Origin of the sequence: Pseudomonas sp. PS01299, assembly GCF_029960145.1 — a bacterium.
Classification (GTDB): domain Bacteria; phylum Pseudomonadota; class Gammaproteobacteria; order Pseudomonadales; family Pseudomonadaceae; genus Aquipseudomonas; species Aquipseudomonas putida_A.
The window spans coordinates 1-12,135 of sequence record NZ_JASCPO010000179.1; the positions used below are offsets into that span (position 1 = coordinate 1).

8 protein-coding genes are annotated in these 12,135 nt (G+C 60.9%); 3 read left to right on the top strand and 5 right to left on the bottom strand.

Annotated elements, in window-relative coordinates; all coding sequences use genetic code 11:
* Positions 1-447: 447 nt before the first annotated feature.
* Positions 448-1,932, top strand: a complete 1,485-nt coding sequence (prpD, locus tag QMX91_RS23290) for a 2-methylcitrate dehydratase (protein ID WP_282413446.1) — start codon at positions 448-450, stop codon at positions 1,930-1,932.
* A 23-nt stretch (positions 1,933-1,955) separates the two neighbouring features.
* Here prpD and QMX91_RS23295 read toward each other — a convergent pair whose 3' ends face one another.
* The 4 genes from QMX91_RS23295 to QMX91_RS23310 form a co-directional block, all read right to left on the bottom strand.
* Positions 1,956-3,278: a nitrate/sulfonate/bicarbonate ABC transporter ATP-binding protein gene (locus QMX91_RS23295; protein ID WP_282413447.1), complete on the bottom strand. Its 1,323-nt coding sequence runs from the start codon at positions 3,276-3,278 to the stop codon at positions 1,956-1,958.
* Positions 3,279-3,292: 14 nt separating this feature from the next.
* Positions 3,293-5,038 (bottom strand): ABC transporter permease subunit, encoded by a 1,746-nt coding sequence (locus QMX91_RS23300; RefSeq protein ID WP_098967952.1) that lies wholly within the window; start codon positions 5,036-5,038, stop codon positions 3,293-3,295.
* Positions 5,039-5,314: 276 nt separating this feature from the next.
* Complete coding sequence (locus QMX91_RS23305) at positions 5,315-6,043, bottom strand: alanyl-tRNA editing protein (protein WP_210557452.1); 729 nt, start codon at positions 6,041-6,043, stop codon at positions 5,315-5,317.
* A gap of 66 nt (positions 6,044-6,109) precedes the next feature.
* Positions 6,110-7,030 carry an EamA family transporter gene (locus tag QMX91_RS23310; RefSeq protein ID WP_282413448.1) on the bottom strand — a complete coding sequence of 307 codons (921 nt, stop codon included), beginning with the start codon at positions 7,028-7,030 and terminating at the stop codon, positions 6,110-6,112.
* 82 nt (positions 7,031-7,112) lie between these two features.
* Between QMX91_RS23310 and QMX91_RS23315 the strand changes: the two genes are divergently transcribed.
* A complete protein-coding gene (locus QMX91_RS23315; RefSeq protein WP_282413449.1) occupies positions 7,113-8,522 on the top strand; it encodes a PLP-dependent aminotransferase family protein in 1,410 nt (469 codons plus the stop codon).
* A gap of 114 nt (positions 8,523-8,636) precedes the next feature.
* Here the strand turns inward: QMX91_RS23315 and QMX91_RS23320 are convergent, their stop codons facing one another.
* Positions 8,637-9,455 (bottom strand): pyruvate, water dikinase regulatory protein, encoded by an 819-nt coding sequence (locus QMX91_RS23320; RefSeq protein WP_007960912.1) that lies wholly within the window; start codon positions 9,453-9,455, stop codon positions 8,637-8,639.
* Positions 9,456-9,629: 174 nt separating this feature from the next.
* Between QMX91_RS23320 and ppsA the strand changes: the two genes are divergently transcribed.
* Positions 9,630-12,005, top strand: a complete 2,376-nt coding sequence (gene ppsA / locus QMX91_RS23325; protein WP_096797095.1) for a phosphoenolpyruvate synthase — start codon at positions 9,630-9,632, stop codon at positions 12,003-12,005.
* Positions 12,006-12,135 lie beyond the last annotated feature (130 nt).

Genomic DNA, 12,135 nt, shown 5'->3' on the forward strand with positions numbered 1-12,135 from the left:
GGGAGAGCTTTCAGGTCGACGTATGTGTTGAATATCACCCTAGCCTCTCCCGGAGGGAGAGGGAGCAGACCGAGTTGTAATTGGATGTCCTGCGACCTGAAGCATCTTGGCGATTATGGATTCACGGGAGAGCTTTCAGGTCGACGTATGTGTTGAATATCACCCTAGCCTCTCCCGGAGGGAGAGGGAGCAGACCGAGTTGTAATTGGATGTCCTGCGACCTGAAGCATCTTGGCGATTATGGATTCACGGAAGAGCTTTCAGGTCGACGTATGTGTTGAATATCACCCGGTCGGTTCCCTCTCCCTCCGGGAGAGGGCTAGGGTGAGGGAAACAATCCACTGACGAAACATCACAAAGCAGACACCACGATCTACTCTGAACAAAAAACCAACCAGCCCCTGAGGAAGACCACCCCACTCATCATTCCCCACCAGGAGAACCGCAATGAGCGCCAACGTCGACCAGAACAACCGCCCCGACTACGACCGTGTCCTGCAGGACATCGCCGATTACGTCCTCACCTTCAACGTCGAATCTGCCGAAGCCCTCGACACCGCCCGCAACTGCCTGATGGATACCCTCGGCTGTGGCCTGCTGGCGTTGCGTTTTCCCGAATGCACCAAGCACCTTGGCCCCATCGTCGAGGGCACCGTCGTGCCGTTCGGGGCGCGGGTGCCGGGCACTTCCTATCGCCTCGACCCGGTGAAAGCCGCGTGGGACATCGGCTGCATTGTGCGCTGGCTCGACTACAACGACACCTGGCTCGCCGCCGAGTGGGGGCATCCGTCGGACAACCTCGGCGGAATTCTCGCGGTGGCCGATCACCTGTCGCAAAAACGCGTTGCCAATGGTGAGAAGCCGCTGACGATTCGCGATGTACTTGAAGCGATGATCATGGCCCACGAGATCCAAGGCGTGATCGCTCTGGAAAACTCGTTCAACCGCGTCGGCCTAGACCACGTGCTGCTGGTGAAAGTCGCTTCGACCGCCGTCACCGCCAAACTGATGGGGGCCAATCGCGAGCAACTGCTGTCGGCGTTGTCCCATGCCTTCGCCGATGGTCAGGCGCTGCGCACCTATCGCCATGCGCCGAACGCCGGGTCGCGCAAGTCATGGGCGGCGGGGGATGCGACCAGTCGTGGCGTGCGTCTGGCCGACATCGCCCTGCGTGGCGAGATGGGCATTCCTGGTGTGCTGACGGCCAAACAGTGGGGCTTCTATGACGTCTCGTTCAGCCACACCAACAATGATCTGGCGCTCAAGCCCGAAGGCAAATGCGCCTTCAGTTTCTCGCGGCCCTACGGCAGTTACGTGATGGAAAACGTGCTGTTCAAGATCAGCTTCCCCGCTGAATTCCATGCGCAAACGGCCTGCGAAGCGGCGGTGACCTTGCATCCGTTGGTGCGCAACCGCTTGCATGAAATCGACCGCATCGTCATCACCACCCATGAGTCGGCGATTCGCATCATTTCCAAGGTCGGACCGTTGGCCAACGCCGCCGACCGCGACCACTGCCTCCAGTACATGACCGCCGTGCCGCTGGCGTTCGGCAATCTGCTGGCCGAACAATACGAGGACGATTTCCACGCTGCGCACCCGATCATCGATGTGTTGCGCGAGAAGATGGTCATCGTCGAAGACCCGCGTTTCACCCGCGAGTATCTGGAGGCCGACAAGCGCTCGATTGCCAACGCGGTGCAGGTGTTTTTCAAGGATGGCTCGAGCACCGAGAACGTGGTGGTGGAATACCCGATCGGCCACCGTCGCCGCCGCGCCGAGGGCATCCCGTTGCTGGAGGACAAGTTCAAGGCCAACCTGGCGACGCGTTTCACCGGCCAGCGCAGCAACGAGATCTTCACCCTGTGCAAGGATCAGCAAGCGCTCGAAGCCACGCCGGTCAATCGCTTCGTCGACCTGTTCGTGATCTAGGCCAACGCCAGAGGTGTCGCGGGCTACAGGCTGCCCTCGACATCCTCCAGGCTGAAGGTTTCGGTGTGGTCGTCGTAGGAGAAAATCTCCGCATAACGACCCCAGGCGATCACCACTTCCAGGGTTCTCTCGACGAACGCTTCGGTCAGCGAGTCCTGCAGTTCCTGCTCGAAACGCACCCGTGGCGCGCGGTGACCATTGCGCTCCAGTAGTACCTGACGGATGCGCGCGGCCAGCGGCACGTGGCGAATCAGGTGCTCGGCAAACAGGGTTTTGCGCTCCTGGGTGCCGTAGTCGGCGAACAGTTTGCCGGCGTCGGTCAGGGTGATGTCGGCGCCTTTGAGTTCAGCCAAACCGAGGTGCTCGATCATCTCGGCCACGGGGAACAGGTCATCGACTTCCAGCAGACGCCGTTCGGCCACGGTGGGCAGGCCGGCGTGGCCGTTGTAGGGTTCGGCGGCGATGGTTTCGATCAGACCGGCCATCAGGTTGGTCGAGACCTCAGGCAGCGGACTGCTCATTTTCAGCTCGGGTTTGCCGGCGCTGGCATCGGCGCTGCGCCGGTCAGTCATCTGCGCGTAAATGTCGTCGACCATCTGCCGGAAAGCCGGATCCAGGCGGTTGCGTGGATGGGCGAACGGCACTTTGATTTCCGCCACCACCCGGCCCGGGTTGGACGACAACACCAGAATGCGGTCGCACATCAGCACTGCTTCTTCGATGTTGTGGGTGACGATCAGGATCGATTTGATCGGCAGTTGCTTGCCGCTCCACAGGTCCAGCAGATCCGTGCGCAGGGTTTCGGCGGTCAGTACGTCCAGTGCCGAAAAGGGTTCGTCCATCAGCAACAGGGTCGGGTTGACCACCAGCGCACGCGCGAAGCCCACGCGCTGGCGCATGCCGCCGGACAACTCGCGCGGGTAGGCGTTTTCGAAACCGTCGAGGCCGATCAGGTCGATCGCCGCCAGTGCCCGTTTACGCGCAGCCTTGCGTTCGACCTGCAAGGCTTGCAGGCCGGCCTCGACGTTTTCCAGCACCGTCAGCCACGGGAACAGGGCGAAGGTCTGGAACACCATCGCCACACCTTCGGCCGGGCCGTGCAGCGGCTGGCCGTTGTACAGGACGTCGCCCGATGACGGTTCGATCAGGCCGGCAATGATCCGCAGCAAGGTGGATTTGCCGGAGCCGGAGCGGCCGAGCATGCCGACGATCTCGCCTTCGCGCAGGGTCAGATCCACCCCGCTGAGCACTTGCAGTTCTTCCTTGCCCTTGCCAAACACCCGGTTCACATCGCTGAGCGAGTAGATTTCGGGGCTGGCGGCGGTTTGTCCGGTATAGGTATTCATCGCAGCGAGTCCCATCAGTTCAGGCGCAGTTTGTTTTCGGCCACGGCGTACATCGGTCGCCAGACCAGACGATTGAAGGCCACGACAAAGATCGCCATGACCACCACGCCGAGGGTGATTTTCGGAAAATCTCCGGCGGCGGTGGTCTGGGCGATATAGGCCCCGAGACCGTGGGCAACGACTTTGTCCTGCCCCCAGGAGACGAATTCGGAAACGATGCTGGCGTTCCACGCACCGCCCGAGGCGGTAATGGCGCCGGTCACGTAGTACGGGAAAATGCCCGGCAGCATGACCTTGCGCCACCACAACCAGCCGCGAATGCGGAAGTTGGCGGCGGCCTCCTTATAGTCATTGGGGAAGGCGCTGGCTCCGGCGATCACGTTGAACAGGATGTACCACTGCGTGCCGAGCACGATCAGCGGGCTGAGCCAGATGTCCGGGTTCAACTGATAGCGCAGGATCACGATGACGAATACCGGGAACAGCAAGTTCGCCGGAAATGCCGCGAGGAACTGCGCCAGCGGCTGGATCTTTTCCGCCAGCGCCGGACGCAGGCCGATCATCACTCCCAGCGGCACCCAGATCAGCGAAGCAATGAGAATCAGACCGGCCACTCGCAGCAAGGTGAAGAACCCCAGCAGCAATACATGGCCGACCTCGGCGAGCGTCACTTCTGTGCCGACATACAGGACGATGTGATAAAGCGCATAAGCCGTGAGCAGCGCGATCAATGTGCCCCAGATCCAGTCGATCATTTTCGCTCTGCTCGGGTTGTCCGCGCTGAGGGTGTGGCGCGCCGCGCGCGGCAGGTTCAAGCGCATGTTGCCCAGCCGGCTGATGGCGCGGCTGAACGGGCGCAGCAGGCGCTGGATCAAGCGGGTGCGCTGGATCAGGTTCAGTACCCAGGATTCGGGCGCGGCGGTCTGCGAGGCGGTGTTTTCCATGCGGAACTTGTCGGCCCAGGCCACCAGCGGGCGGAACAGGAACTGGTCGTAGATCAGGATCACCACGATCATCGTCAGGATCACGTAACCCACCGCGTGCAGGTCTTTCTGCGCGATGGCCATGGCCAGATACGAGCCGATACCCGGCAGGGTGATGGTCTGGTCCCCCACCGTGATTGCTTCCGACGCCACCACGAAGAACCAGCCGCCGGACATGCTCATCATCATGTTCCACACCAGCCCGGGCATGGCGAAAGGCACGTCGAGTTTCCAGAAACTCTGCCAGCCGGACAGTTGCAGGTTGGTCGACACCTCCACCAGATCCCGCGGCAGCATGCGCAGCGACTGATAGAAGCTGAAGGTCATGTTCCACGCCTGACTGGTGAAAATCGCAAAGATCGCAGCGAATTCTGCCCCGAGTACCCGGCCGGGAAACATCAGCAAAAAGAAGGTCACGGTGAACGAGATGTAGCCCAGCACCGGCACCGATTGCAGGATGTCCAGCACCGGCACCAGCAGTTTTTCGGCGCGACGGCTTTTCGCGGCCAGGGTGCCGTAAAGCAGGGTGAACACCAGCGCCGCGACCATCGCCGCGAGCATGCGCAGGGTGGTCCGCATGGCGTATTCCGGCAGGTTGCCCGGATCGAGGGAAATCACTTCGCTCTGCAAGGTGGCGATTGGCGCCCAGGTTTCCCGGGCGGTGATCGAGAAAAACAGCAAGAAGCCGATCACCAGCGGCATGGCGATCAGGTCCCAGCGATTGGGCAGCAAGCGCCGGGTCGTGGCCGGGATGTAGTGACGGAACACTTTCTTCATACGCAGTGATTCCAGCGGTGTCCAAGGGGGCGCGGCAGTCTGAGCGTAGCTTCTGTCTGCACGACCCACCGAGTGAGCGGATGCTCGTTCTTCAGGTTCAAGTGGGAGGTGAATGTTGCGGGCCCGCTGAATTCATCAGGCCAGGAGGGCTGGCGCATCCGGTTTGGGAACCGGATGCGCTGCTTGCGCGGATTGTATATTTCCAGATGTTACAAAGACGTAAAGACCGTGTCTGTTTTGAGTGAAGAAACTTTCATCCGGTAAATGCCCGTCCGCCTACGCGAAACGCAGGATTACCCGGCGATTGTTGCGGCTTTTCTTCTCGATTTTTTCGCAATACACCCGGCCGATTTCCCGGGTGTTGTGCACATGGGTGCCGCCACAGGGCTGGATGTCGACGCCGCTGACCTCGACCATGCGCAAGTCACCCTGAATGACGGGCGGCTTGACCGTCTTGCTGCCGGTCCTCTCCAGCAAGGCGGGGTACTCGGCGGCCGGCATCGACAGGGTATTGACCGTGCAGGCCTGTTCGATCAGCGTGTTGAGGTCGCGGGTGATGCTGTCCTTGTCGAGGGTCATTTCCGGCAGATCGAAATCCAGTCGGCCCTTGTCGGCGCTGATGCTGCACCCGGTGACTGGCGCATTGATCAGCGCACCGAGCAGATGCAGGCAGGTATGCATCTTCATGTGCTGATAGCGCCGCTCCCAGTCGAGACTGGCGTTGACCAATGCGCCGGTACACAACTGCGGCGGACACTCCTGCACCTGATGCCAGATGATCGACGGCAGCAGGGGATCGCGCACCGTCCCGGTGACTTCGATCCGCGTACCATCCACCAGACTGAAATGCCCGGTGTCACCCGGCTGCCCGCCACCGGTTGGGTAGAAAAGGGTGTGTTCCAGCACGACGGCCTGATCGACCACTGCGATGACGCGGGCACCAAAGGCGCGCCGGTAGGGTTCGCTGTTAAACAGGCTGAGGGTTTCCATGGTGTGTACCGACATTTGAACCTCCGATGTTCAAAGTTGAGTGGTGTGTGAGCCCTTGTGCTCACGTCGGGTCGTGGGCTTTCAGCGTTTGAGCGGTAGCTTGGTGATCGCGAAACCGGCGAGCAGGATTGCCGAGTACAGCATCAGGTCCCGCGAGATCGGCGTGCCTTCGTACCAGGCGCCGATGAGCAGGGCGAATACCGGGAAGATGATGAACACGAACGACAACAGCACCGGGCTGAGGCGTTTGAGCAGGATGAAATACACGATAAAGCCGCCCACTGACGCCACCAGTCCGAGGTACAGCAGAGCGCCCCATGAGCGCGCGGTCACGTCCTTGAATACCGGTGCTTCCACGTTCAAGCCGACAATAAATAACATCAGCCCGGCGATGCCGATCGGCAGGGTGTTGTAGGTGATCACGCTGATCGCGCTGCCGTGCTTTTTAGTCACCACGTAACACAGCGCATGCAGGATCGCCGCGCACAGAATCGCCAATACGCCGAGCCATTCCGCCTGATCCAGATGCAGGCCCTGGCTGCGAATGATCATGAACAGACTGGCGAAACCGATGGCGATACCGAGCATCTGTGTGGGGAGGATTTTCGCGCGCAGGAACAGCGCGGAAAACATCAGGATAAACACCGGCATGCAACTGAACAGCAGCGCTGTCAGACCGGACGAAACGTGCATCTCGCCGTAGTTGAGCAGGTAGTACGGCAGGCTGAAGTACGACAGCGTGACGAACACGAAAAACCAGCGGCTCTGTCGCGGGAACAACAGCGGTTCCCTGCGCAGTGCGGCGAAGCTCAGGAACAGCGGAAAGGCGATCAGAAAGCGCAGGCCCGCGGCGGTCAGTGGCGGCACGCTTTCCACGGCAATCTTGATCCCCAGCCACGTAGTGCCCCAGCTCAGGCAGACGACCAGAAACAACGTGCTGGTGAGCAATCCGGCGAGCCACGGTTTGCTGGCGCTCAACGGTGCGCTGATGGCAGTCGACATGCTGGGTGCTCCGCATTGACCTGGTGGTTGAAAAGGGCTATCCCTGATTGAACCTGTTTTCAGCACGCTATTCGGGGCGACAATGACTGTCAAAGTAAGTATTGCCATGGTGTCAATCCTCCGCGACGGCCTCGCCAACGGGGTGGGGGTGAAGTACAAGCGCCTGGCGGATGCGGTGCAGCAGGCCATCGCCGAAGGCGTGATTGCGGCGGGAGCGAAATTGCCGCCGCACCGGCTGTTGGCCGATAGCCTGGGCGTGACCATCGGCACCATCAGTCGCGCCTATGGCGAACTGGAGCGGGTCGGTCTGGTGGTGGCCCGGGTCGGCGATGGCACTTATGTGCGTGAGCGCGGGATGGAGCGGCCGCAGGACAAGGGCTTTCGCAATGTCAGCGATGAGCCGCGCGCCTGTTTCGACATGAGCCGCAATCAGCCGATCCCTGGGCAGGAAGCGGCATTCATGAGCCAGACCCTGCACAGCCTCGCCAGTGATCCGCGCGGCTTGCAGCAGTTGACCGGTTACACCGTCGAAAGCGGTTTGCTGCGGCATCGGCAGGCGGGGGCGCGTTGGTTGAGTCATGGCGCGTTCCAGCCGCACGCCGATCAGGTGTTGTGCGTCAATGGCGGCCAGCATGGCTTGCTGTGCGCCTTGATGGGCCTGCTCAAGGCCGGCGACACGTTGGTTACCGAGCATCTGACCTATCCAGGCCTGATCAGCGTCGCGCGCCAGTTGGGGATCAAACTCATCGGTGTCGCAATGGATGACGAAGGGCTGCTGCCGGCAGCGCTGGACGACGTCTGCCGGCAGCATCGCGTCTCGGCGCTGTACTGCACGCCGACGATTCAAAACCCGACGGCGGCAGTCATGTCGGTGCCACGGCGCGAGGCGATTGCCGACATCTGTCGCCAACACCATCTGCTGATTTTCGAGGACGACGCACATGCGGTGCTGGCCCGCCAGCGACCGTTGCCGCTGAGCCATTTCGCCGCCGAGCGCGCGGTGTTGATCGGCAGTCTGAGCAAGGCCGTTTCAGCCGGTCTGCGGGTCGGTTATCTGCATGCACCGCAAGCGCTGATCGGGCGCCTGAGTGCGGCCATTCGCGGCACCTGCTGGATGGCCAATCCGCTGGCGATGGAGTTTGCGAGCCGCTGGATCGACAACGGCATGGCCGAGCGTTTGCTGGATGAGCAGATCAGCGAAATCGGCCGGCGCAAGGCGCTGGTCGCACCGGAGTTGGCTGGGCTCAATTACAAGGCGGATGCGCATAGCCCGCACTTCTGGATTGAGGTGCCGGAGCTGTGGCGCGCATCGCAAATTGCTGCGGAGCTGAAGGAAAACAACTACCTGGTGGCCACCGCCGAGGCCTTTGCGGTCGGGCATGCGGCGGTGCCGCAGTTCATTCGAGCGAGTGTATGCAATGCGGTGGGGGATGACCGATTGTTGCTGGGCGGGTTCGAGGCCCTGGCGCGAGCATTAACGGAAACCGTGTAGTCGTTCTTCGCGAGCAAGCCCGCTGCCACATGCGATCGCATTCCAACTGGAGGAACTCGATCAACCTGTGGGCGCGGGCTTGCTCGCGAAGGCGTCAGAACAGACGCCACAAATCTATTTGAACCGCCGCTCCACGCCTTTCTCCACCAGAATCTTCGCCGAAATCTCTTCCACCGAAAAATGCGTGGAGTTGATGTGCGGGATGTTCTCGCGGCGGAACAGGTTTTCCACTTCGCGCACTTCGAATTCGCACTGGGCGTAGCTCGAATAGCGGCTGTTGGGCTTGCGCTCGTTGCGGATCGCGGTGAGGCGGTCGGGGTCGATGGTCAGGCCGAACAGCTTGTGCTGATGGGCGCGCAGGGCGGTCGGCAGGGTCAGGCGTTCCATGTCGTCTTCGGTCAGCGGATAGTTGGCCGCGCGGATACCGAATTGCATTGCCATGTACAGACACGTCGGCGTCTTACCACAACGCGACACGCCCACTAGTATCAGGTCGGCCTTGTCGTAATAGTGGGTGCGCGCGCCGTCGTCGTTGTCGAGGGCGAAGTTCACCGCCTCGATGCGCTCCATGTAATTGGAGTTGTGGCCGATCGAGTGCGACTTGCCGACGGTGTAGGAAGAATGCTCGGTCAGTTCCTGTTCGAGCGGGGCGAGGAACGTCGAGAAAATGTCGATCATGAAACCATTGGAGGTTGCGAGAATCTCACGGATGTCCTGATTGACGATGGTGTCGAAGATGATCGGACGGAAGCCGTCGGTTTCGGCGGCTTTGTTGATTTGTTGTACCATGGCCCGCGCTTTGTCCGCGTTGTCGATATACGGCCGCGTGAGCTTGGTGAAGGTAATGTTTTCGAACTGCGCCAGAAGGCTTTGACCCAGGGTTTCGGCGGTAATGCCGGTGCCATCGGAGATAAAGAAAGCAGATCGTTTCATTTGCACCTTGGGCCTTAAGCTAAAGAGTATTTCTGGATATGATAGGCGCGATTTGCCGGCCGCCATTGGCCCGCATTCTCACTTATTTTCCAGGTCCAGGCCATACAGCCGGCCAACGCTCCCCCGAGCCGCCGGTTTCTGAGCTTTTCCAACACAGTTAGTGGAGAGATCACCTTGGTAGAGTACGTAGTTTCCCTCGATAAGCTCGGCAAACACGATGTTGAGCATGTGGGGGGCAAGAACGCATCCCTGGGCGAGATGATCAGCAACCTGGCGGGTGCCGGTGTGTCGGTCCCCGGCGGCTTTGCCACCACCGCGCAGGCCTATCGCGACTTTCTCGAACTGAGCGGCCTCAACGATCAGATCCACAAGGCTCTCGACGCCCTAGACGTCGATGACGTCAATGCACTGGCCAAGACCGGTGCGCAGATCCGTCAATGGATCATGGACGCCGAATTCCCTGAAAAACTCAATACCGAGATCCGCACCGCGTTCGCCGCGCTGTCGGCCGGTAACCCTGACGTGGCCGTGGCCGTGCGTTCTTCCGCCACCGCCGAAGACTTGCCGGACGCCTCGTTCGCCGGTCAGCAGGAAACCTTCCTGAACATCCGTGGTGTGGAAAACGTTATCCGCGCCGCCAAAGAGGTGTTCGCTTCGCTGTTCAACGACCGGGCGATTTCCTACCGCGTGCACCAGGGCTTCGACCACAAACTGGTCGCCCTGTCGGCTGGCGTGCAGCGCATGGTGCGTTCGGAAACCGGTACCGCCGGCGTGATGTTCACCCTCGATACCGAATCCGGTTTCCGTGACGTGGTGTTCATCACCGGCGCCTACGGTCTGGGCGAAACCGTTGTTCAAGGCGCGGTCAACCCCGACGAATTCTATGTACACAAAGGCACCCTGGAAGCCGGTCGCCCGGCGATCCTGCGCCGCAACCTCGGCAGCAAAGCCATCAAGATGATCTACGGCGACGAGGCCAAGGCCGGTCGTTCGGTGAAGACCGTCGATGTCGACAAGGCCGAACGCGCGCGTTTCTGCCTGACCGACGCCGAAGTCAGCGAGCTGGCCAAGCAGGCGATGATCATCGAGAAGCACTACGGCTGCCCGATGGACATCGAGTGGGCCAAAGACGGTGACGACGGCAAGCTGTACATCGTGCAGGCCCGTCCGGAAACCGTGAAAAGCCGCACCCAGGCCAACGTCATGGAGCGTTACCTGCTGAAAGAAACCGGCACCGTGCTGGTGGAAGGTCGTGCCATCGGCCAGCGCATTGGCGCCGGCAAAGTGCGGATCATCAAGGACGTCTCGGAAATGGACAAAGTCCAGGCCGGTGACGTGCTGGTCTCCGACATGACCGACCCGGACTGGGAGCCGGTGATGAAACGCGCCAGCGCCATCGTCACCAACCGGGGCGGCCGTACCTGTCACGCGGCGATCATCGCCCGTGAACTGGGGATTCCAGCGGTCGTGGGTTGCGGCAACGCCACCCAACTGCTCAAGGATGGTCAGGGTGTGACCGTGTCCTGCGCCGAAGGCGACACCGGTTACATCTTCGAAGGAGAGCTGGGCTTCGACGTCAAGAAGAACTCCGTGGACGCCATGCCGGAGTTGCCGTTCAAGATCATGATGAACGTCGGCAACCCGGACCGCGCCTTCGATTTCGCGCAGCTGCCGAACGCCGGTGTCGGCCTGGCCCGTCTGGAATTCATCATCAACCGCATGATCGGCGTACACCCGAAAGCGCTGTTGAACTACGACGGCCTGCCGCAGGAAATCAAGGACAGCGTCGACAAGCGCATCGCCGGTTACAACGATCCGGTCGGCTTCTACGTCGAAAAACTGGTGGAAGGCATCAGCACCCTCGCGGCAGCGTTCTGGCCGAAGAAGGTCATCGTGCGTCTGTCGGACTTCAAGTCCAACGAATACGCGAACCTGATCGGCGGCAAGCTGTACGAGCCGGAAGAAGAAAACCCGATGCTCGGCTTCCGTGGCGCTTCACGTTACATCAGCGAATCGTTCCGTGACTGCTTCGAACTCGAATGCCGCGCGTTGAAACGCGTGCGCAACGAGATGGGCCTGACCAACGTCGAAATCATGGTGCCGTTCGTTCGTACCCTCGGCGAAGCCAGTCAGGTAGTCGATCTGCTCGCCGAAAACGGCCTGGCCCGTGGCGACAACGGCCTGCGCGTGATCATGATGTGCGAACTGCCATCCAACGCGATCCTGGCTGAAGAATTCCTCGAGTTCTTCGACGGTTTCTCGATCGGTTCCAACGACCTGACTCAGCTGACACTGGGCCTGGACCGTGACTCCGGGATCATCGCGCACCTGTTCGACGAGCGTAATCCGGCGGTCAAGAAGCTGTTGGCCAACGCGATTGCCGCGTGCAACAAGGCCGGCAAATACATCGGCATCTGCGGTCAGGGCCCTTCGGACCACCCGGATCTGGCCAAGTGGCTGATGGAGCAGGGCATCGAAAGCGTGTCGCTGAACCCGGACTCCGTGCTGGAAACCTGGTTCTTCCTCGCCGAAGGTCAGGCGCAGGCTTGATCCATATGTGAACGGCCATCCACGCCTGTGGGAGCGGGCTTGCTCGCGAAGACGGAATGAGATCCGCCACAAATGTTGGCTGATACACCGCTTTCGCGACCAAGCCCGCACCCACAAACGTCGGGGGCTT